The organism is Alcanivorax nanhaiticus, from assembly GCF_000756665.1.
GTDB classification, from domain to species: Bacteria; Pseudomonadota; Gammaproteobacteria; order Pseudomonadales; family Alcanivoracaceae; genus Alcanivorax; species Alcanivorax nanhaiticus.
Window position 1 is genome coordinate 38,938 of sequence record NZ_ARXV01000008.1, and the last position, 22,001, is coordinate 60,938.

At 57.4% G+C, this 22,001-nt stretch carries 24 protein-coding genes; 6 read left to right on the forward strand and 18 right to left on the reverse strand.

Annotated features, from left to right (window positions below; translation table 11 throughout):
* The first annotated feature begins 90 nt into the window (after positions 1-90).
* From Y5S_RS11120 to Y5S_RS11130, 3 genes are all read left to right on the forward strand, one after another.
* Positions 91-594 carry an MOSC domain-containing protein gene (locus Y5S_RS11120; protein WP_231552670.1) on the forward strand — a complete coding sequence of 168 codons (504 nt, stop codon included), beginning with the start codon at positions 91-93 and terminating at the stop codon, positions 592-594.
* 97 nt (positions 595-691) lie between these two features.
* Positions 692-1,258, forward strand: coding sequence for a DUF1415 domain-containing protein (locus tag Y5S_RS11125; protein ID WP_035233021.1), 567 nt, complete (start codon positions 692-694; stop codon positions 1,256-1,258).
* Positions 1,255-1,596: a DUF3301 domain-containing protein gene (locus tag Y5S_RS11130; RefSeq protein ID WP_035233022.1), complete on the forward strand. Its 342-nt coding sequence runs from the start codon at positions 1,255-1,257 to the stop codon at positions 1,594-1,596. Before Y5S_RS11125 ends, Y5S_RS11130 begins: the two co-directional genes overlap by 4 nt.
* 12 nt (positions 1,597-1,608) lie before the next feature.
* On the opposite strand, the gene Y5S_RS11135 is transcribed toward Y5S_RS11130, so the two are convergent.
* The 10 genes from Y5S_RS11135 to cyoA all read right to left on the reverse strand — a co-directional run bounded on the left by Y5S_RS11135 (position 1,609) and on the right by cyoA (position 11,014).
* Complete coding sequence (locus tag Y5S_RS11135) at positions 1,609-2,238, reverse strand: sterol desaturase family protein (RefSeq protein WP_035233023.1); 630 nt, start codon at positions 2,236-2,238, stop codon at positions 1,609-1,611.
* 94 nt (positions 2,239-2,332) lie between these two features.
* Positions 2,333-3,343 (reverse strand): AraC family transcriptional regulator, encoded by a 1,011-nt coding sequence (locus Y5S_RS11140; protein ID WP_035233024.1) that lies wholly within the window; start codon positions 3,341-3,343, stop codon positions 2,333-2,335.
* A 60-nt stretch (positions 3,344-3,403) separates the two neighbouring features.
* Positions 3,404-3,826: a VOC family protein gene (locus tag Y5S_RS11145; RefSeq protein ID WP_035233025.1), complete on the reverse strand. Its 423-nt coding sequence runs from the start codon at positions 3,824-3,826 to the stop codon at positions 3,404-3,406.
* A 388-nt stretch (positions 3,827-4,214) separates the two neighbouring features.
* Positions 4,215-4,766, reverse strand: coding sequence for a response regulator transcription factor (locus Y5S_RS11150; protein WP_035233026.1), 552 nt, complete (start codon positions 4,764-4,766; stop codon positions 4,215-4,217).
* Between the two features lies 1 nt (position 4,767).
* Positions 4,768-6,102, reverse strand: coding sequence for an ATP-binding protein (locus tag Y5S_RS11155; protein WP_035233027.1), 1,335 nt, complete (start codon positions 6,100-6,102; stop codon positions 4,768-4,770).
* 42 nt (positions 6,103-6,144) lie between these two features.
* Positions 6,145-6,846, reverse strand: a complete 702-nt coding sequence (locus Y5S_RS11160) for an SURF1 family protein (RefSeq protein WP_231552671.1) — start codon at positions 6,844-6,846, stop codon at positions 6,145-6,147.
* A gap of 125 nt (positions 6,847-6,971) precedes the next feature.
* Entirely contained in the window at positions 6,972-7,328 is a 357-nt protein-coding gene (gene cyoD, locus Y5S_RS11165) for a cytochrome o ubiquinol oxidase subunit IV (protein ID WP_035233029.1), read from the reverse strand.
* The gene (cyoC, locus tag Y5S_RS11170) at positions 7,325-7,966 is read right to left on the reverse strand and encodes a cytochrome o ubiquinol oxidase subunit III (protein WP_035233030.1); all 642 of its coding nucleotides are present in this window, start codon (positions 7,964-7,966) and stop codon (positions 7,325-7,327) included. The genes cyoD and cyoC overlap by 4 nt, the downstream gene beginning before the upstream one ends.
* Positions 7,959-9,959 carry a cytochrome o ubiquinol oxidase subunit I gene (cyoB, locus tag Y5S_RS11175; protein ID WP_035233031.1) on the reverse strand — a complete coding sequence of 667 codons (2,001 nt, stop codon included), beginning with the start codon at positions 9,957-9,959 and terminating at the stop codon, positions 7,959-7,961. The genes cyoC and cyoB overlap by 8 nt, the downstream gene beginning before the upstream one ends.
* A gap of 38 nt (positions 9,960-9,997) precedes the next feature.
* Complete coding sequence (gene cyoA / locus Y5S_RS11180; RefSeq protein WP_035233033.1) at positions 9,998-11,014, reverse strand: ubiquinol oxidase subunit II; 1,017 nt, start codon at positions 11,012-11,014, stop codon at positions 9,998-10,000.
* A gap of 149 nt (positions 11,015-11,163) precedes the next feature.
* Between cyoA and Y5S_RS11185 the strand changes: the two genes are divergently transcribed.
* A complete protein-coding gene (locus tag Y5S_RS11185; RefSeq protein ID WP_035233035.1) occupies positions 11,164-12,468 on the forward strand; it encodes an MFS transporter in 1,305 nt (434 codons plus the stop codon).
* A gap of 59 nt (positions 12,469-12,527) precedes the next feature.
* Here the strand turns inward: Y5S_RS11185 and Y5S_RS11190 are convergent, their stop codons facing one another.
* Positions 12,528-13,637: an NADH:flavin oxidoreductase gene (locus tag Y5S_RS11190; RefSeq protein ID WP_035233037.1), complete on the reverse strand. Its 1,110-nt coding sequence runs from the start codon at positions 13,635-13,637 to the stop codon at positions 12,528-12,530.
* A 144-nt stretch (positions 13,638-13,781) separates the two neighbouring features.
* On the opposite strand from Y5S_RS11190, the gene Y5S_RS11195 reads away from it, so the two are divergent.
* A complete protein-coding gene (locus tag Y5S_RS11195; RefSeq protein ID WP_035233038.1) occupies positions 13,782-14,243 on the forward strand; it encodes a winged helix-turn-helix transcriptional regulator in 462 nt (153 codons plus the stop codon).
* Positions 14,244-14,695: 452 nt separating this feature from the next.
* Complete coding sequence (locus Y5S_RS11200; protein WP_035233039.1) at positions 14,696-15,322, forward strand: HD domain-containing protein; 627 nt, start codon at positions 14,696-14,698, stop codon at positions 15,320-15,322.
* Between the two features lie 153 nt (positions 15,323-15,475).
* Here the strand turns inward: Y5S_RS11200 and Y5S_RS11205 are convergent, their stop codons facing one another.
* The 7 genes from Y5S_RS11205 to Y5S_RS11240 form a co-directional block, all read right to left on the reverse strand.
* The gene (locus Y5S_RS11205; protein WP_035233040.1) at positions 15,476-16,141 is read right to left on the reverse strand and encodes a hypothetical protein; all 666 of its coding nucleotides are present in this window, start codon (positions 16,139-16,141) and stop codon (positions 15,476-15,478) included.
* 121 nt (positions 16,142-16,262) lie between these two features.
* The gene (locus Y5S_RS11210) at positions 16,263-17,918 is read right to left on the reverse strand and encodes a C13 family peptidase (protein WP_081939737.1); all 1,656 of its coding nucleotides are present in this window, start codon (positions 17,916-17,918) and stop codon (positions 16,263-16,265) included.
* Positions 17,919-18,045: 127 nt separating this feature from the next.
* A complete protein-coding gene (locus tag Y5S_RS19715; protein WP_156107729.1) occupies positions 18,046-18,210 on the reverse strand; it encodes a hypothetical protein in 165 nt (54 codons plus the stop codon).
* A gap of 397 nt (positions 18,211-18,607) precedes the next feature.
* Positions 18,608-19,141, reverse strand: coding sequence for an NlpC/P60 family protein (locus tag Y5S_RS11220; protein ID WP_035233043.1), 534 nt, complete (start codon positions 19,139-19,141; stop codon positions 18,608-18,610).
* 324 nt (positions 19,142-19,465) lie between these two features.
* Positions 19,466-20,140 carry a ribulose-phosphate 3-epimerase gene (gene rpe, locus Y5S_RS11230; protein WP_035233045.1) on the reverse strand — a complete coding sequence of 225 codons (675 nt, stop codon included), beginning with the start codon at positions 20,138-20,140 and terminating at the stop codon, positions 19,466-19,468.
* 153 nt (positions 20,141-20,293) lie between these two features.
* Positions 20,294-20,959, reverse strand: a complete 666-nt coding sequence (murU, locus tag Y5S_RS11235) for an N-acetylmuramate alpha-1-phosphate uridylyltransferase MurU (RefSeq protein WP_035233046.1) — start codon at positions 20,957-20,959, stop codon at positions 20,294-20,296.
* On the reverse strand, positions 20,956-21,954 hold the full coding sequence (locus Y5S_RS11240) for an aminoglycoside phosphotransferase family protein (RefSeq protein ID WP_035233047.1): 999 nt from the start codon (positions 21,952-21,954) through the stop codon (positions 20,956-20,958). Before Y5S_RS11240 ends, murU begins: the two co-directional genes overlap by 4 nt.
* Between the last annotated feature and the right edge of the window lie 47 nt (positions 21,955-22,001).

The window sequence follows — 22,001 nt, forward strand, 5'->3', positions numbered from 1 at the left end:
CTGGGAGCCCACAGCAAGCCAAATTTACCGTACAGATTGAATTCAGCCGCCCCCGCTCTCATGTAAACTAGACAACAGAATTTCAACCGGATGTTTTTGCGTCTGGATCCGGCATCCGGCATCCGGCGCTCCCAAACCATGAATATTGTTGCCCTTTACACCGCTGACGAATCCCGCGGCCCCATGACCGGCCACGAAGCGGTACAACTGCGTGCCGGCTGCGGTATTGTCGGCGACCGACACTGCAAGCGAAACACCAAGCCGGAAGAGCAGCTCACCCTGATCGAGCATGAAGCCGTGGATGCCTTCAACGAAGAGTTTGGTCAGGAGGTCCAACCACACCAGCTGCGCCGAAACATTGTCACCACCGGCGTGGATCTGAACGCTCTGGAGGGCCGGGAATTCATGGTCGGCCCCGTGCGGGTACGCGGCATCGAACTGTGTGAGCCCTGCTCGGTGGTGGGCAAACTGCTGGCCGGTGAGCTCACCCCCACCCGCATAATCCAGTCCTTTATGGGCCGAGGAGGCCTGCGCTGCGAGATCCTGTCCACCGGTGTGGTGCGAGTGGGCGATGACATAGCAATACCGGACTGACACTTCCTGCAGGAGCTCGCAGAGCCCTTCAGAATATGCCTGCAAGCTCCCACAAACCGGGCACAAGCCCTGCGACACTTTTAGAGCGCCTCACTGCATGAACGACGTGGAAAAAACCCGCTACATCAACCAGACCCGCCAATGGCTGGAACAGGTGGTGATCGGCCTGAACCTGTGCCCCTTCGCCCGCAAGCCCTTCCAGAAGGGCCAAGTGCGTTTTGCCGTGACCGACAGCCGCAACGTGGAAACCCTGCTGCAGGATCTCTACGACGAACTGGAGAAGCTGGCCACCACCCCCGCCAGCACCATCGACACCACCCTGCTGATCATCCCGGATCAGCTGGAAGACTTTTACGACTACAACGACGTGCTGGATCTGGCCGATGCCCTGCTCGAACAGCAGGACTGGGTCGGCACTTTTCAGATCGCCAGTTTCCACCCGGCTTACCAATTTGCCGATACCGAAGTGGACGACCCAAGCAACTACACCAACCGCGCGCCCTTCCCGATCCTGCACCTGCTGCGCGAAGACAGCCTGGAACAGGGGCTGGCCAGCTACCCGGACCCGGAAGCCATTCCCGAGCGCAACATGGATACCCTGGACAACCTCAGTGAAGCCCAATGGCTGAGCCTGTTTGGTGGCCTGCCGGGAGCCTCGCGGTGAATCTGGATCTAACCGATATTTTTCTGGTAACCACGGTAGTGATCATTGCCGCCCTGTTCTGGCGCGCCCACGGTATCCGCGAACGGGCGCTGGCCTACACACGTAAATACTGTGAACGGGAAGAATTGGAGTTTCTCGATGAAACCGTCGGAATGGAGCGTCTGACTCTGCAACGGGACAGCCACGGCAAGCTGCGCATCACCCGTATCTACCGGTTCGAATTCACCGTCACCGGCGGCGAACGTTATCAGGGCCACACCATCGTCATGGGCGGCATGGTGCAACGGGTAGACCTTCCCCCACACCGCTACACCCCACCCCAGGAGCGCCTGCACTAGGCAAGCAGGCGTCTAGGCTGCGATCTCCTTGACGTCTCCACGCTGTCGCCGCCCCTCTTCGTTGCTCCTGTTGGAGTCCAGGCGCTGGAACGTCCCCGGCAGCAGTCGGTAGGCCAGTTTATTCAGTGGCCGCTCTACCCAGTCTGGCAACGCCATCCCCAACATGTTCGTCTCTGCAACGCTGTCTTCCCCAATCACCCGGGTGCCCATGATGTAATCAAACCATGGCCGCGTGACACACCAGTTGGCATCCTGGTGGGTATTCATATGGTGATCGTAATGCCATGGCAGACGAGTTCTTGCCCACTCCGGTTCCAGGTGAGCCTTGCTGTGCTTACTCCAGTACTGCCATGCGGAGTAGTAAATGCCTGCCGTAAAAAACGGGGCCACAACTACGGTGGGAGTGAATACGGCGCACAGACCTATCAACGCCACCTTCTCATTAAAGATTTCCTGATCCTGCAACATCGGAACCTTGTAGTGCTCATCTTCAAAGCCATTTAGCCGAACACGCTTGTGATGGCGAATATGACTGAAAAAGGGGCTATTGCGATGCTTGCGGGGATATTCATGGAGCCACACTTTATGGGCATACCACTCAAAGGCATTTGCCGTGAGCAAGGCAACAGGAAAACCGAGCATGAAAGAACCCTCTTAACGATGAAAGAAGCCTCATCATGCCGCACAAATTGACAACTTCTTTGATCGTTGAGCGGGGACAACACTGTCAGCAGGATCAAAAAACCGCGTTGTCTCCATGCATACGCTTCCGGAAAGCGGAGGGAGTTTCCCCGGTCCAGCGCTTGAAAGCTCGGGTAAATGCCGCAGGTTCAGAAAAGCCTGTCAGGTAAATTATCTGGTCAATGGGCTCGCTGGTGCGCGCCAACAGTCGTCGAGCCAAACGTTCACGGTATCCGGCCAGCACCTCCTTGAAGGTGGTACCCAGAGCAGAGAGCTCACTGCGCAAGGCACGCGGGGTACGCCCCAGTCGTTCAGCGAGGTGATTCAACGATGCTTCGCCCTGTTCAAGCAATCCACCCAGTTCGCGTTCCACAGTATGGAGAAAATCCTGACGCGCCAGATCCTCCAGCTTTTGAGCTGCCAGCTTTTCATGGACACGCAGCAATTCAGGCTCCGCCGCCAGTGAGGAACGGGCCAGCAAGGCAGCATCGAAATACAGCGCCCCTTCCTCAGAGGACAACCTTACCGGACATCCATACGCCCGCAGGTATTCCTCTTCCGGCGCACCCTGAGCATGGCGGAAAGTGATCCTGCGGGGGCGAAACTCTCCATCGCTGACCTGTTGCAAAAAACGCAGCACGATAAGCGTGGCACACTCCAGATAATGCCGCTCGGTATGCTCCAGCCCGGACAGCACAGCCTCGTTTCCTTCAATACGGAGCTGCAATTGCAAGGCATCGGTCATCAGGCGGTTATAGCGCAACGCCCTCTGCAGCCCATCGCCAAACGTCGAACTCGAAAGGAACAGGTACTCCAGCACCTGCCCCCGAAAGGGAGGCATCAACTCGCCAACATGAAGACCGATATGGGGATCACCACTCACCTGCTGGGCTGCTCCCCAGAAGCGCTGTTGCGGAGAGTTGATACGCCGTTCGGACTGGTCTGGGGGTTCATCCGGCATGCCAATACTGGCAAAGATGGCCGCACAGTCCAGACCAGCACGGGTCATGGCCTGATAGGTCATCCACAAGAAAATGCCATTGTCGGAAGCAGGTGCCTGGCTCATAGCGATGAGTATACGAACTCACGCAGGAGCAAGCACCTGCTCTGACATTGCCTGCGCCTGTCAGGGCATGGGCTTATCGCAATTCACCATCCACGGCACCCCGAACCGATCCACACACATCCCAAACCGTTTTGCCCAGAAGGTTTCCTCCAGGGGCATGGTGATCTGCCCCCCTTCACTTAACTGGGCAAATACCGCTTCAGCCTTCTCAGCCGTTTCCACACCGATATTGATGATGGTGCCCTGCGGGGCCTCATATTGATCCGGAGGGCAATCTGAACCCATCAGCGTCAGACCATCGCGCTGCAGGCAGATGTGGCAGATGCGATCATGCATCTCTTTTGGCACCTGATCCGCCATCGGCGATTCGCCCATGGTAATCAGAAACGACACCGGGGCTTCCAGCACCCTGGCATACAGGTCGAAGGCCTCCCGGCAATTCCCGGCGAAATTCAGATAAGGGTTAATCGAAAGACTGGACATGATTCTCTCCTTGAGATGAGTGGCTATCCATAGCTAGTCGAATGACATGACAGCAATTCGACGAACGACCATTTTTTTGTAGGTGCCCTGCTGGCCTGGTCGAACCGAGCGACAGCGAGAAAAGCAGTTTCGAGTTGCGAGAAACGAGTTTCGAAAGGCAAAACACCTCGCTCATTCTGGAAGTTTTGAGATCTTCGCAACTCGAAACGCGTTACTCGCTTCTCTGGAATCCGTACCTCGCCGAGGCTCGGGCCGCACTACGTGCGTTACTCCGCTACGCTACGTTCCTACAGCTAAATGCCGCCCCCTGTGGGAGCCTGCCTGCAGGCGAAAAAGCTTTTGCCTTTGAATTTAGCTATTAATTATTCACTGTTAACTATTAATTGCTTTACTTGACTCGCTGTTTTTCCAGCTTGCGCGCCAGGGTGCGGCGATGCATACCAAGGCGGCGGGCGGTTTCGGAAATGTTGAAGCCGGTCTCGGCCAGGGTCTCGTGAATACGCTCCCACTCCAGCGTTTTCAGATCTGATGAACGGGCGGTAAGTGCCACCTCGGTGGTGCCTTCGGCACGCTGGAAAGCCTCTTCGATATCGTCGGTGTTGGAAGGCTTGGCCAGATAATGACAAGCACCGAGTTTCACCGCCTCTACCGCAGTCGCAATGCTCGCATACCCTGTCAGCACCACAATCAGCGCCTGGGGGTTGTGCTTATGCAACGTCTGCACGCAGGCCAACCCTGAGGCTTCGCCCTTGATCTTGAGATCCACCACCGCGTAACCCGGGTTGTGGGTTTTGAGCACCGTTTCCATGGCCTCGTGGCTATCCGCAGTGACCACGGCGTAACCACGCCGCTCGAAGGAACGGCCAAGAGTGCGCGCAAACGCTTCATCGTCTTCCACGATCAATAACAAGCGCTCTTCATTCTCGATGGCGTCAGACATATCAGCCCTCCTCTTCCAGCGTGACCGTGTTCAGGGGCAGTGACAAGGTCACCAGCGCTCCGCCCTGCACCAGGTTGCGGGCGCGCAGATTACCACCAAGGGTACGCAGTACATTCATCACCAGAAACAGTCCCAAACCACTGCCTGGTCTCCCCTTGGTGGATTGATAAGGCCGGCCGATGCTGTCGAGCATCTCCTCCGGAAACCCCGGTCCGCGATCTGTCACGGAAACCAGCAGGGTCTCGTCCTCACGATGCACATCCAGCCTGACCCAGTTCGGTGACGCTTCCAGAGCATTATCCAGCACGTTATGAATGCTCTGCTTGAGCGCATCATCCGAGACGATGCGCAGATCGGTGCCAAAATCATTCATGTAGATGAAGTCTTTCACCGACCGGGTATCACGCCACTCCTCCACCAGCTCATCAAGGAATTCACGTACCGTGGTTTCCTCAGAGGCTTCACCCCGGGTCTCCCCGGCGGAAAGCAAAATACCGCTTACGATGGATTTGCAGCGCAGCACCTGGGTCTGCATTTCGGCAATTTCCTGGGCCATGTCCGGATCATTCTTGAACGGCGCCATGTGCTTCCAGTCACCGAGAATCACCGACAGGGTCGCCAGCGGCGTCCCCAACTCATGGGCCGCCCCCGAGGCCAGCAACCCCATGCGCACGATGTGTTCTTCTTCCACCGCCCGCTGCCGCAGCTCCGCCAGACGCTCATCGCGCTGACGCTTGTTGCGGTTAATCCGGTTGATGAAGATCACCAGCAAGCCGCCGTTCAGCACAAAACAGATCAGCATGCCTTCGATATAGAGACTGAACAGCCCCTTGGAATGGTCCAGAGGCATCGGCAGCGGATGCCCGTACCAGGCCAGCCAGCCGAAACACAGCGTGGTCACCACCAGGATCACCCAGGTGGACCAGGCTTCCAGCAACACCGCACCGAGAATCACCTGCAGCAGGAACAGAAAAACGAAGGGGTTACTGGCACCACCACTCATGAACAACAGAATGGTCAAGGTGCCCACGTCCACCAGCAGCGAGAAAAACAGTTCGGTATTCCCGATGGGGCGACGGGCGCGCAGGCGCAACACGCTCAAGGCATTGAACAGCAGCAGGCCGAACAACACGATCAGCATGTTCGACACCGGCAGCGGCACGTTCAGCCCGAAATGCACCACCAGAATGGTGGCGAACTGGCCAAACATGGCGAGCCAGCGCAGCTGGATCAGCAATTGAAGGTTCTTGCGCCCAGTGGCGTCATCGCTGCCCGAGCTCAAGGCATTGCGCAGGGCAGACAGGGGATGACGGCTGGCAGAATCGGTTGTGCTCATGGTATCCATGCCGCCAAGTGTAACGGCTTCAGCGTGAAAGCGTCAGCGATGACGAATCACCAGCACCGCCGCCAGCACCATGCCAAACGCCAGTGCGAACCAGGTAATCGCATACACCAGATGATTGTTGCGGAACTGGATCACCGTCAGGCCACCCACCGGCAAGTCGGCCCCTGAGGCTTGCGCATCCACAAAGAACGGAGCCACCGGTGCAATCCCCTTCTGGGTGGCCATGGCCACCACATCGCGGGAGTACCAGCGATTCTCGTCAGGCACATTGTCACGCAACACCCCGCCACCGGGATGGCTCATACGCAACAGTCCAGAGACCGACACCACCCCTTCCGGCGTGAAGGCACCAGCCTGGGCCGCTTGCCGTTCCGACTGCGGCACAAACCCCTGGTTGATATACACCCAGCTGTCATCAGGCTGCTGTAACGGTGCCATCACCCAATAGCCCTGCCCGGCTTCCGTGGCGGCCGCCACCAGCGATACCGCATCCGGCCGGTATTCCCCCTGCACTTCAACATGCAGGTATTCATGGGAGGCCTCATTCACCGTCGTCCAGTCAGCGCGCGCTGGCGCAGAGACCGCCTCGGCATGCACCCGCGCATCGACTCGGGCAATCAGGTCTTCCTTCCAGGCCAGCCGCTTCACCTGCCAGATACCCAGCGCCATAAAACCGGCAAAGGCCAAGGCGGTCAGCAGCAGAAAAAGGAAAGTCAGAAAACGTCGACGAGCCATGGTCATGCCTCTTCAAACGTGGGGGGGAGAGGGGAAGGAGGAAGGGTTAAGAACCTGTGGGAGCTTGCCTGCAAGCGATTACCTGACTTGCCAGGCAAGCTGCCACAGCAGGAACATCCGGAACCCTATTCCATCATGCCCGGCATCATGTTCACGTTCAGGTTGTACATCACCCACAACGAACCGGCGAGAGTGATGAACACCAGGATCAACGTGAAGATCAGCGCCAGCATGTTCCAGCCGCCTTCCGAATGGAAGTTCATGTGCAGGAAGTACACCATGTGCACCACAATCTGCACCAGCGCGAACGCCAGGATCACCATCACGGTAGTGGCAGAGCTTTCGAACACATTGCCCATCACCAGCCAGAACGGGATCACCGTGAGGATCACCGCCAGCACAAAACCGGTGGCGTATTCCTTCAGGGAAACATGGGGGATGTCATCATCGTGATGATCATGCTCGTGTGTATGCTCGCTCATGGCAGCACTCCCATCAGGTAAACGTAAGTGAACACACCCACCCAGACCACGTCCAGGAAGTGCCAGAACATGGACAGGCAGAAGACGCGACGCTTGTTCTCGGGAATCAGACCGTGCTTCTTCAACTGGAACAACAGGGTCACCAGCCACACGATGCCGAAGAACACGTGCAGACCGTGGGTGCCCACCAGCGCGAAGAAAGCGGTCCAGAAGCCACTGGTCTGCGGGCCCGCGCCCACGTGAATCAGGTGATGGAACTCATACAGTTCCAGCCCGAGAAAACCCGCGCCCAGCAGGCCGGTAACGGCCAGCCAGAACATGGTGCCCTTCACCCGGTTGGCCTGCATCTGCAGCATGGCGAAACCATAAGTGATGGACGACACCAGCAGCAGTGAGGTGTTGATGGCAATCAGGTTCAGGTCAAACAGTTCCATGCCGGTGGGCCCACCCGCATAGCTGCGGCCAAGCACACCATAGGTGGCAAACAGACAAGCGAAGATCAGACAGTCGCTCATCAGGTAGAGCCAGAAACCCAGCAGGGTACCGTTCTGGGGGTGGTGTTCCCCCTTGACGAGAAATTCCAGCGGGGCCTTCTGGTCGCTGTCATTCACAGCAGCAGTCATGGTGTTATCAGACATTGGCAAGCACCCGTGTACGTTCTGCTTCAATCCGCTCTACTTCTTCCGCCGGAATGTAGTAGTCACGGTCGTAGTTGAAGGTGTGGTAAATCGCCGTGCCGATCAGGGCCACGAACGACACGCCTGCCAGCAGCCACATGTGCCAGATCAGGGCAAAGCCGACCACCACACTGATACCGGAGAGCACGATGCCCGCCCAGGTGCCCTTGGGCATGTGAATCGGGATAAAGCCGGATTCAGGGCGCTGGAAACCGTGTTGCTTCATCTGCCACCAGGCATCCAGATCGTGCACTCGGGGGGTGAAGGCAAAGTTGTAGGGCGGCGGCGGCGAAGAGGTAGACCACTCCAGTGTGCGGCCATCCCACGGATCACCAGTTTCATCCTTGAGCGCTTCGCGGCGCTTGAAGCTCACCACCAGCTGGATCAGGAAGGCGGCAATGCCCACCGCAATCAGTACCGCACCGAAGGCGGCAATCTGGAACCAGATCTGCAGGGACTGATCTTCGAAGTGGCTGACACGACGGGTCACGCCCATCAGGCCGAGCACGTACAACGGCATGAAGGCGAAGTAGAAACCGATCAGCCAGAACCAGAAGGAAATCTTGCCCCAGAACTCGTCCAGCTTGAATCCGGTCGCCTTCGGGAACCAGTAGGTAATACCGGCAAACAGGCCAAACAGCACACCACCAATGATCACGTTATGGAAATGCGCGATCAGGAACAGGCTGTTATGCAGCACGAAGTCCACCGGCGGTACCGCCAGCAACACCCCGGTCATACCACCGATCACGAAGGTCACCATGAAGCCCACGGTCCACAGCATCGGCACATCGAACTTGATGCGGCCACGGAACATGGTGAACAGCCAGTTGAAAATCTTCGCCCCGGTGGGGATCGAGATAATCATGGTGGTGATCCCGAAGAACGAGTTCACGCTGGCCCCCGAGCCCATGGTAAAGAAGTGGTGCAGCCATACCAGGTAGGACAGCACGGTAATCACCACGGTGGCGTAGACCATGGAGGTGTAACCGAACAGCGGCTTGCGGCTGTAGGTAGCCACGATCTCGGAGAAGATACCGAACACCGGCAGGATCAGGATGTACACCTCCGGGTGACCCCAGATCCAGATCAGGTTCACGTACATCATGGCGTTGCCGCCCAGATCGTTGGTGAAGAAGGCGGTGTCCAGGTAGCGGTCCATGGACAGCATGGCCAGTACCGCGGTCAGCACCGGGAAGGCGGCCACGATCAGGACGTTGGTGCACAGGGAAGTCCAGGTAAACACCGGCATCTTCATCAGGCTCATGCCCGGCGCACGCATCTTGACGATGGTCACCAGCAGGTTCACGCCCGACAGCAAGGTCCCCACACCGGCAATCTGCAGCGACCAGATGTAGTAATCCACCCCGACCCCGGGACTCTGCAATATCCCCGATAGCGGCGGATAGGCCAGCCAGCCGGTCTTGGCAAATTCACCAATAAACAGGGACATCATCATCAGCACGGCGCCAGCGGTGGTCATCCAGAAGCTGAAGTTGTTCAGGAACGGAAACGCCACATCGCGAGTGCCAATCTGCAGCGGAATCAGGTAGTTCATGATCCCGGTCACCAGCGGCATGGCCACGAAGAAGATCATGATCACACCGTGGGCGGTGAAGATCTGGTCGTAGTGATCCGGCGGCAGGTAGCCGGCGGAATCCCCGAAGGCCAGCGCCTGCTGCAAACGCATCATGATGGCATCGGCAAAGCCGCGCAGCAGCATTACCAGGCCAAGAATGATGTACATGATGCCGATCTTTTTGTGGTCGATGGTGGTGAACCACTCGTTCCACAGGTAGCCCCACAGCTTGTAGCGGGTAATGGCGGCCAGCATGGCCACACCGCCCACCGCTACCACCGCAAAGGTGGCGAGGATGATCGGATCATGGAACGGGATCGCATCCCAGGTCAGGCGACCAAAGATCAGCTTGGTCAGGTCCAGGCTCTCAAACATGGGCGGCACCTACTGCGTATGTGGTCTGGAGTTCGGTGTTAGTCATGGTGGCCTCCATGCTCGCCGTGGCTGGCATGGCTACCTTCATGGTGGTCCTGGCCTTCGTGGCCAGCCTCTGCCTCACCGTGATGGCCGCCGTGCTGGCCCATGCCACTGTGGTACATCATGTCTTCCATGCACACGGTGCCCGGCGCCACACAACGGTTGAGAATGCCGTGGTACAGGGTCGGATCCACGTCGGCGTACAGCATCACCGGCACCTTGGCACTCGGCACTTCCAGTTCCAGGTAGGTGTCACGGTCCAGGCTCAGATCGCTGGCCTTCACCTTCGCCACCCAGGCGTCAAAGTCCGCTTCGCTGAGGCCGTGGAAATCAAACTTCATATGGGAATAGCCGGCACCGCTGTAGTTGGCGGAGAAGCCCTTGTACACGCCCGGCTCGTTAATCACGCCATGCAGCTTGGTTTCCATTCCCGCCATGGCATAGATCTGCCCGGCCAGCGCGGGGATGAAGAACGAGTTCATCATGGTGGAGGCAGTGATCTTGAAGCGGATCGGATGATCCACCGGCGCCGCCAGCTCATTCACGGTGGCGATACCCTGTTCCGGATAGATAAACAGCCATTTCCAGTCCAGCGCCACCACTTCCACGGTGAGCGGCTCCAGATCGGCGGGCACAGGGGTCTGCGCATCAATGCGGTCCAGCGGACGGTAGGGGTCCAGCTTGTGGGTACCCACCCAGGTCATGGCGCCCAGGGCGATGATGATCAGCAGCGGCACCGACCAGATCACCAGCTCCAGCACGGTGGAATGGGTCCATTCAGGCGCGTAGGTGGCGTCCTCATTGGTCTCGCGGTAGCGCCAGGCGAACCACAGGGTCAACACGATCACCGGCACAATCACCAGCAACATGAGGATGGTGGCCCAGACAAGCAGGTCACGCTGTTGCATGGCAATGTCTCCAGACGGGGACATTACCACTGTGTCACAGCCGGTTAGCAGTGCGGCTGCCAGCAGGGTCAACACCACCCCACGCAAAAATTTGGCTATTTGCATTGGCGTACTTCTGTTGGCTTAAGGGATATGGTCGGCACTCTAGCCAAGCAATGGGGTAGTCGGTATTGGACATTTTGTCCCATCGGCTTAAAGTCCTAAGTAGATCTGGATCAATGCAGACAACAATAACGCAGAGTAAGGGCTCCTTCATGTCACACACTCTACAGGCTCACGCGGCGCATTCCGGGCCGGCATCCGTGGCCCCGAACGAGATCGCCGTTGGCGTCGTCATCGGCCGTACCTCAGAGTATTTCGACTTTTTCGTCTACGGCATCGCCTCAGTACTGATTTTCCCGCAGCTGTTCTTCCCCTTCACCGGCCAGCTGCAAGGCATGCTCTACTCCTTCTCGCTATTCGCTCTGGCCTTCGTGGCACGCCCCTTTGGCACCGCCCTGTTCATGTGGATTCAGCGCCAGTGGGGCCGCGGCGTAAAACTCACCGCCGCCCTGTTCCTGCTGGGCACCGCCACCGCCGGCATCGCCTTCCTGCCCGGTTATGAAAAAATTGGTGGCTACGCCATCGCCCTGCTCGCCCTGCTGCGCATTATGCAAGGCGTGGCTTTCGGCGGCTCATGGGATGGCCTGCCCTCCCTGCTGGCCCTGAACGCTCCGAAGGAACGGCGCAGCTGGTACGCCATGATCGGCCAGCTGGGTGCGCCGCTGGGCTTCGTGATTGCCAGCGCCCTGTTCCTGTATCTCTATAACAGCCTCAGCGCCCCCGACTTCCTCGGCTGGGGCTGGCGCTACCCGTTCTTCGTGGCCTTCGCCATCAATGTGGTGGCTCTGTTTGCCCGCCTGCGCCTGGTGCTGGGTGAGGAATACACCGAAGCCATGCAGGAGAAATCCCTGGAGCCCATCCGCACCACCGAAATGGTCCGCGAGCAGGGCTACAACATCTTCATCGGCTCTTTCGCGGCTCTGGCCAGCTATGCCCTGTTCCATGTGGTGACCATCTTCCCGCTGTCCTGGATCGCCTTTCAGGGTTCCCAGACCACGGCCCAGGTACTCACCGTGCAAATCGTCGGCGGCTTCGTGGGCATTCTGGCCACCATCGGCTCCGGCTGGATCGCCGCGCGCATCGGCAAACGCACCACCGTGGGCGCCCTGGCGGCCATGATCGGCGTGTTCAGCCTGCTCACCCCGCTGCTGCTGGGCGGTAGCCCGGTGATGCAGGACACCTTTATCCTGCTCGGCTTTGCCCTGCTCGGTGTCTCTTACGGGCAGGCCTCCGGCACCGTGACCGCCAACTTCGCCCCGCGCTTCCGCTACACCGGCGCCGCCCTCACCTCCGATTTCGCCTGGCTGTTCGGCGCCGCCTTCGCGCCCCTGGTGGCCCTGGGCCTGTCCGCCAAATTCGGCCTGCTGTCGGTCACCGTGTACCTGCTCTCCGGCGTCATCTGCACCCTGATCGCCCTGGCCATCAACCAGTCGCTGGAAGATCAGACAGAGGAATAAACCGTTTCGCAGCCATAAAAAAGGCGCTCCAGAGAGCGCCTTTTTTGGTGGAGCGAAGGTTAGCTGAGGCTACCCAGCGCCGCCTTGGTAAACGGCGTAATCTCGTCTTCCTTGCCCTCACGCATCTTCACCAGCCAGTTCGGGTCCTGCAGCAGGGCACGGCCCACCGCGATCATGTCGAATTCATCGTTCTCCATGCGGCGCTCCAGCTCGTCCAACCCCGCCGGGTTGGCGGTACCGCCCATGCCCTGGGGGCTGTTCAGGAAGTCATCGTCCAGGCCCACGCTGCCCACAGAAATGGTCGGCTTGCCGGTAATCTTCTTGGTCCAGCCGGCCAGGTTCAGATCAGAACCCTCGAACTCGGGCAGCCAGAAACGACGGGTAGAGGCATGGAACACATCCACACCGGCCTCCACAAACGGCATCAGGAAGCGCTCCAGCTCTTCCGGGTTCTGCGCCAGCCTGGCATCATAGTCTTGCTGCTTCCACTGCGAGAAGCGCAGCACGATGGCAAAGTCCTCACCCACTGCTTCGCGAACCGCCTTGACGATCTCCACGCCGATGCGAGCCCGGTTCTCGATGGAACCGCCGAATTCGTCATCACGCTGGTTGGTGCCTTCCCAGAAGAACTGGTCCAGCAGGTAACCGTGGGCGCCGTGGATCTCCACGCCATCAAACCCCACCTCTTTGGCAGCCTTGGCGGACTCCGCAAAGGCCTGGATCACGTCCTGGATGTCCTCTTTGGTCATGGCATGACCATTTTCCTTGCCAGGCTTGAACAGGCCCGACGGGGAATAACCGGGCACATCCTTATCCGGGCCGATGCCTGCCTTGCGCACCGCGCCCACATGCCACAGCTGCGGAATGATCTGGCCACCGGCCTCGTGCACGGCATCCACCACCTTCTTCCAGCCCGCCATGGCCTCATCGCCATAGATAGCCGGCACCCGCTCGTAGCCGTTGGCGGCCTTGTGGCCCACAAAGGTGCCTTCGGTGATGATCAACCCCACCTCGCCTTCGGCGCGGCGGCGGTAGTAACCCACCACTTCATCATTGGGCACATAGCCCGGAGAGAAGGTGCGGGTCATGGGGGCCATGGCCACCCGGTTCCGCAGCTTCAGTGATTTGTGCTCAAAAGGACGCAACAGGCTATCCAGTGAACTGCTCATAGGGGGCTCTCCCGAATCTCGTCTTAAAAAAATCAACAGAATCAGCGCTTCTGTCAGCCGGGAAACGCCCGGCCACATAATTTGGTTTCACGATGAAACCTTATTTGGTTTCGTTTTGCAACCATTCTGACGTACACTACCCCCATGACACGTAAACGCTTTGACGAAATGGGATGCTGCGTTGCCTCTGCCCTCAATGAGGTCGGCGACTGGTGGTCCCTGCTGATCGTGAAACAGGCCATGCTGGGCACCCGACGCTATGTGGACTTCCAGAACAGCCTGGGGATCGCCAAGAACATCCTCTGCAACCGCCTCTCCCGCCTGGTAGAGAACGGCGTGATGGTGCGCGTGGATGTGGGCGAGCACGGCAAGCGCTACGAATACCGCCTCACCGACAAGGGCCGCGACCTGTTCACCGTGGTTACCGCCCTGCGCCAGTGGAGTGAACGCTGGAACGGAGCACAGGACAGCATGCAGCTGGTGGATCGGCAGACGGGTGAGCCGTTGGCGCCGGTTATTGTGCAGAATCAGCAGGGGTTGCCGCTGACTGTGCGGGATGTACGGTTTGTGGATGAGGAGGGGAAGCCGTTTGAGGAAGCGGGCTAGTTCGCCCTCCTGTGCGCTCACTTGTAGAAGCTATGCTTGCATGGCGAATCTGAGGTGATGGTGGCACTCACTTGGATGGCATATCACGAACTGGCTAATTCATCGCTCCGATAAAGGTGTTTGTCCTCGCCGGACGGGCCCAAAGCGGGAACTGGCTCCCCCTCAGGACTCCCCGTCACCCCGACTCCGTTCGGCCTGCCCCGCAGGCACACTCCGGTACTCATAATCTGGAGGACGCAAAAAAGACTCGCTCCGCTCAGACAGGTTTTTTGCTCTACGCCTTCAGATTATTCCGTTCCTCGACTCACTCTAACGGGGAAGCACCATACTGAAAGGACTTGAGTGCATTGAGATCCATTCGATTACCCATCTGGGCAGGCTGGCTAAATAACCCGCCAACCTCACTCTCCTGATAAAGTAGATCTCCTCGCCAGACGTTTTGAGAAAACTGGATGACCACCATATCTGTACTGAAAGAGCGCTGGGATACCAACATCGCCCCGCTGCTGCCCGAGCCAGATGCCATCTGGCAACAACTGGCCGCCCTCTACAGCGAACCCCATCGCCACTACCACACCCTCGACCATGTGGCCGCCTGCCTGAAGTGGCTGGACTACTACCGTCACCTGGCCGACGATCCGCTGACCATGGAACTGGCCCTCTGGGCGCACGACGTGATCTACGATCCCCGCGCCAGTGACAACGAAGCCCGCAGCGCTGACTGGTTCGCCGAGCATTTCGAAGACAGCACACTCACAAAGCATCAGAAAGATCGCGTCCACGCCCTTATCCTCGCCACCATTCACCCGCACCCACCCACTGATGCGGACATGGCCCTGCTGCAGGATATTGATCTGAGTATTCTGGGGGCGGATGCCGAACTGTATGACCGTTATGAAGGGTGGATTCGGCAGGAATATGCCTTTGTGCCGGAGGAGGCGTTTCGAAAAGGGCGCGGTGCGGTGTTACAGAGTTTTCTCGATCAGGGGGTAATTTATCACACGCCAGAGTTAAGGGAGAAACTGGAAGCACCCGCCCGTAACAACCTCAATCGTGCACTGGACAATCTGCGAGTTTAAACCCTATCCGTAGCAGCGTCGCTCCTGTGCTCGTCAGAGTGCCCGGTGCGATTTCCGAAAGTCAGGATCCGGTATTGAATATTGGAAATTGGATTCAAATGCTCGAAGCAAGACCTGATATCTAATCGCGCTCTGCTTCTATGTTGTGAATTTTTATATAGCCAACTTCATTGTGTATCCACCCCTGTTGAATGGCTCAGCCACAAATGCCTTAACCTCTTCATCGCTCATGACCTGGTCGGCAGTCCATATAAATTGCTGGGGTAGCGACTTATTACTAATAGTGATCTTGTTTGCGAATTGCGCCATAGGCCGCGCAATTCCCAACTTATGATGCAGAAACCCAGTAACTTCATACACCCCCTTGTAGATGGTATAAATGTACACCGAAGGCTTATTCACAGGCACTTTCTGCGGATCCTTAGGCAAGATCGTTCCCTCACCGAAAACGCTAGACAGCTCCGTCTCAAATTCTTCGGTACTATGCATTATGGCTGGCATTTTTGGCTCAGGCAGAAGGCCATTCTCCATACGCAACTCCAAACTCATATGTATTGGCACATTGCCACCATGCGTTTTCTCTTGCTCAGGCGTTTGTATGATGATCATTATCGGAGTGTTAAGACCTTGATCCTCATACGGATAATATCCCTTTTGCTTTTTATATTCCTTGACCGCCAAATCAATCTGAAGCAGATGATCTAATCGAATTTTATCAAAGTCCTCCTGCATCGGTTTGTAGGTTCCTCCTTCCCAGCTAGCACAGGAAACAAGCACCGAAGCAAACATCAGAGTAAGCAATAACTTTATATAGTTCATATATATCCCTGGAAAGTCTTAACGATCATGACCACCGGTGCCACCGGCGGCCAGGCCTCCCATTTACCAAAGCAGACGCGAGTGAAAAATTGGAGACATGACCGACATTATCGCGACATCTTCAAAATCCAGAGAAGTTGTCACCGATATGAAATTGTGGCTCAGAGCGCTGTTCATTCTCGAACCCTTCTTGTACTTCCCACCCTTCAATCAGCGACGAAATCGTTTCCGAAAATGCGGAAATATCATTCAGCGCCAATGCGCCATCCAGGTACACCGCACGCGTAAACCAGGTCATCTCCGAGCTATCGCCACAGCCGAATGATGTTCTGTCCCAACGCGCAGAAGCCAGAATGACATTGCTGTCCGTTGCAAGGCTGTCAATCCACTGTCCTGAGTAGCAGGCAGACAACACCATTACCATTCGAGGAATATCCGCAGCATCCAGCATGGCCCGAAAATCCGCAGGCATGAGGTCTGGCAACAGCATTCCCGGAGCCTTTAACGCAAAGTCACCGCCTTTCCCGCCGTGACTCGCCATATGGACAAACAGCAGATCTTCGTCAGGATCCATCACTTCACCAAGGCGCCGCAATGCCTTGGCAATAGAAGTCGTTGTCGCCAGGGGATAGCGCTCGTAATGCCGACTATTGAGCAGAATAATGCCTCGGTCACCCACGCCATACTTTTGTTGTAATACCCTCTTGGCAACATCAATATCGCGGGGAAAAACGTCATCGCTAGCGTCTCCCCCAACAATCAAATAGTAAACATCCTGGTGGCCCGGCCGTTGTGCAGGAATCGCATCAATCGCCCGGCGGAGACGATCGCTATCGTTATCCAGAATCTTCTGCACCACTTGCTGGCGCACTTCTTTTGGCGATGGCTCGCCCTCTTCCACAAAATCACCGCGATACCATGTTCCCTTTCGGATGGTCTTCTTGCCGGTTTCCTCATCTACCTTGGTATAGGTGACAACACCTTTCGGTCTGCCGTACTCAAAGGCACCTTCGACACGACTACCATTGGCCTTGCTCAGAACGCCCTGGCCATGGAAGCTTCCGTACTCAAATTCACCGCTATAGTGAATTCCTGCCAGAGATTGATACTCACCTTCACCATGGAAAGACCAGCCACTGAAGCCACCGCGATAGGTATTCCCCTCACGCTTGTAGCTGCCCTCAACTATCTCACCCTGCTCAAATAGCCCTTCGTAAACACCACCTTCTTCATCGTGATAGGTTCCCTGTCCATTCCAGAGCCAGTCTTCAAACTCCCCTTCGTATCGCCACGATTCTCCAGGCGCGCTAGCACTCGCATGGACAGGCACATCGTCCTTGAAGGTTCCCTCAATTGACGAACCGTCCGGATGAGTAAAAATACCCTCTCCGTTAAACATATCGTCGGAAAACTCACCCTTGTAGACACCGTTTGGCGTAGTTAACTCACCGTAACCTTCAAAATGCCCCTCGGAGAAATACCCGACATAGCGCCATTTGTTGCTAGCCAGCTCGCCCTTTCCCTCAAAGCGGCCGTTTTCGAAATTACCCTGATAGTATTCCTGATCGTCATAGCGCAGCGTGCCCTGACCTTCAAACAAGCCATCGACAACCTCACCTTCATAGACACTGCCATCCGGAAGTCTGGCATCAGGGGCAAGACGCAATGGTGCCTGGCATCCAGCGAGCGAAAAGATAAGGAAATATACAGCCAGATGCGAGATCATGGCGTTTCTGTTTGCTCTAACCGAAGCTGATAATGTCTTGAGCATTTTCATACCCCGAATCCCTGACTGTTACTTTCCTGCTTGCCAGACAAATATAGATTTTCTGACATTACTAGTCAGCTCTGGATTCTGTAATCAGTTTCATCATACAAGCCCCAAGGCCTTTGCTTCTTTGTGATCAGTTCAAGCGAACCAAGTCACCCTCAACCTCGATGCAGTTGTATGGTTCCGGCAGTCCAAAAAAACTACCTGGCTTATTCTTTTGCACCTGATCAATCCTCACATTGATCAAAAGATCCCCATCGACACCTTTATCCTGGCCATCTTTAATCGCACTATCCATTGCCCTCTGGAGACGAGAGTCATTTGGCTTGTGGCCAACCCTATGGCAATCCTCCCCTCGAACTCTTGTTGCAGTGCTTGAGTCGTAGTCGAGCTTCCTGACATTAAAACTGGAGGCAGCTGTAAACTGCCCGAGTCTGTACTCTGGAGACTGCACCGCACATCCTCCCATCAGAATGACAATAAACAAAACTACACTTGCTCTTATCAAAACACGCCCCCACTTTTTTCTTGATGGTTATTTTTTAACTATCTTTACTCGAAGAGACAGAAGATCGAACCTCTTTTCTCCCTCCCCATACCCCAATAAAAAACAACCCTAACTCAACCACTTACAAATTTATGTAAGCCATATCCTACAAATTCCACTTGCTTACAGATAAAACCGGCTTAGATGCCTACCGCCCCACCAACCGCCTCGCCTGCCAATACCGCTTCCGCCAATACGGATTCCCCAACGATGACTGCATAACGCCATTACTCACCGAGGCATGCAGAAACGCCTCATCGCCCAGGTAAATTCCCACATGCCGATTGCCGCGAGCCAGGCGGAAGAACACCAGGTCGCCTACTGCAAGTTGGTTACGGGCAACAGGTTCGCCTTCTTTCAATAATTCAGCCGTGGTGCGGGGCACTTTCATGTTCAGTTGCGAGAGGAAGGTGATGTAGACGAAGCCGGAGCAGTCCACGCCTTTGGTGCTGAGGCCGCCGTAGCGGTAGGGGACGCCTTGCCAGTCTTCTTTTTGGGCGAGGAGGCTGTTGAGGAGGAAGTTTTCGGAGGTGAGGAGTTCGGCGGTGGTGTTGTCGTCTTTTGGGGGTTGGGGTTGGGATTCCTGGACAGGGGGAGCGAGTTTTGTGGCGCAGGCGCTTAACGCAATGCAGAGGAGCATCGTTGCAGAGGGTTTTGAGTGGGAGAACGGTTCAAAGGGCATGGGGAGTTGGTGATTGCTGACTTATTGTGTCTGGCAACAATCAATGGGGAAGGTTCCGGGGAAACACCTACCGGTGTACTGGGCAAGTGGGCCATTGCCCTGAACCTTTGCCATGCAAGCATGGGCTCCCACAGAAGATCAGATGCCCCGCTTCGCGAGGCGAAGCCCCTGGAAGGGAGCGCCTACAGCATCGGGCAGGGCTTTCTGTAGGAGCGCCGCTTGAGGCGCGAATGCGAGGCTTGGCAGTACGATCTTTTTAAATCGATACTTCACTTGGGCTCAGGTTCGCGCCTCAAGCGGCGCTCCTACAGAGGGCTTCGCGGCTTACGCCTGGGCGAGTTCTTCGCGCATTTGCTGGATGACGGTGGCGTAGTCGTCTTTGCCGAAGATGGCGGAGCCGGCCACGAAGGTGTCGGCGCCGGCGGCGGCGACTTCGCGGATGTTCTTTTCGGAGACGCCGCCGTCCACTTCCAGGCGGATGTCGTAGCCGCTGGCGTCGATCATCTGGCGCACAGCGCGGGTCTTGTCCAGGGTGGACGGGATGAACTTCTGGCCACCGAAGCCGGGGTTCACGCTCATCAGCAGGATCATGTCCAGTTTGTCCATCACGTATTCCAGGCAGTCCGGGCGAGTGGCAGGGTTGAGTACCAGGCCGGCTTTGCAGCCGTGGCTCTTGATCAGCTGCAGGGAGCGGTCCACGTGCTGGCTGGCTTCCGGGTGGAAGGTGATGTAGCTGGCGCCGGCTTCGGCAAACATGCCGATCAGGTCGTCCACCGGGCTGACCATCAGGTGCACGTCGATGGGGGCGGTGATGCCGTGGTCGCGCAGGGCCTTGCACACCATGGGGCCGATGGTGAGGTTGGGCACGTAGTGGTTGTCCATCACGTCGAAATGGATCACGTCTGCCCCGGCGGCCAGTACGTTATCGCACTCTTCGCCCAGGCGAGCGAAGTTGGCGGCCAGAATGGAGGGGGCGATCAGGTAATCCTGCTTGGGCATGAGTATTCCTCGGTAAAGCCAGTGGCGAGTGACGAGTTTCGAGTTGCGAAAGGAAAGATCAAAAGCGCCGGTTTGGCCTTTCGACACTCGTGACTCGCAACTCGTCACTTTCGATTCATCGCGGTCGAACGACCGCTCCTACAAATTTTGTTCTCAGCGTTGGGTCAGTAGCCGATCCAGTTCGTCCAGACGTTCCGGGGTGCCGATGTCCCACCACTGGCCTTGGTGGTGCTCGCCGCTGGCGGTGTCTTCCGCCATGGCGGCGCGCAGCAGCGGGGCCAGTTTGGCTTCGCCTTCCGGCAGCGCGGCAAACAGGGCCGGATCAAAGCGGCCGATGCCGGCGTAGGTGTGTCTGGGCTCGGCATTATCGCGCAACCGGCCCCCTTCTGTCAGATGGAAATCGCCCGTGGGGTGATGCTCGGGGTTATCCACCAACAGCAGATGGACGGGGTCGGGACGCTCCGCAAGCAACGGCTGGAAGTCGAAATCGGTCCAGATATCGCCATTGACCAGCAGGAAGGGCTCATCACCCAGCAGCGGCAGGGCGCGCTTGATGCCGCCCGCGGTTTCCAGCGGGGTGCCTTCGTGGGACCAGGCGATGGGGATGCCGTAACGGCTGCCGTCGCCCAGAGCGTCGGCCAGCTTGTCGCCAAGCCAGCCGCTGTTGATCACCAGGGAATCGATGCCGGCATCGCGCAATTTTTCGATATGGTATTCGATCAGTGCCTTGCCACCTGCCTTCAGCAGGGGCTTGGGGGTGTGATCGGTGAGGGGCCGCATGCGCGTACCGTAGCCGGCGGCCAGGATCATGGCCTTCACTCGTTGTCCTCGATCTCGTCCAGCACCCACTGCAGGTCCGCCAGCTCCGGGCGACGGGCAATCACGGTACGCAGGTAGGCGAAGAACCGCGGCACATCGCCCAGATAAGTGGGCTTGCCATCACGGTGACAGATGCGGGCAAAGATACCGATCACCTTGATATGGCGCTGAGCGCCCATCAGGTCGCAATCACGCAGGAAGTCATCGAAGGCGTCCGGCACCGGCAGCCCGGCGGCTAGGGCTTTCTGGTGGTACTGGCGCAGCCAGCCCTGCACACGTTCATCCGGCCAGCTCAGGAAGGCATCCTTGAACAGGCTGATCACGTCATAGGTGATGGGCCCGGCCACCGCATCCTGGAAATCGATCACGCCCGGGTTGGGCTCGGAGACCATCAGGTTACGGGGCATGTAGTCGCGGTGTACGAACACCCTGGACTGGGCCAGGGCAACGTTAATGAGCAGATCGAAGACCTTGTCCAGACGCTGACGCAGCTCACCGGTGATCACCATGTCGCGGTGGCGGAACAGGTACCACTGGGGGAACAGCTCCAGTTCACGCTGCAGCAGGGCCTCGTCATACTCTGGCAGCCCCTCGGCGCGGGTATGCAACTGCATGGTGATGAGGGTATCGATGGCGGCGGCATACCAGTCATCGGCATTGGCCTCATTGAGCGCCTTCAGCCAGGTCTGGGTGCCCATGTCGGAGAGCAGCAGAAAGCCCTGGGCCAGATCCTGCAGAAGGATATCAGGCACATGCACACCGGCCTCTTTCAGGCGCTCAGCCACATCGATAAAGGGGCGGCAATCTTCCTGCTCCGGGGGAGCATCCATGGCGATCAGGGTCTGACCGGCGTGCTCATAGCGAAAATAGCGGCGAAAACTGGCGTCGGCGGAGGCCGGTACGCCCTCAAGGGTAGCGCCAAGGTGAGCGCTCACCCACTTGTCCAGTGCCTGCTTACGCAGATCTACGTGAGAATTACTTTTATCAGGCTGCATTGCCTTCCTTGTTCCATTACACTGCCGCATTTACCGCACAGGATGTC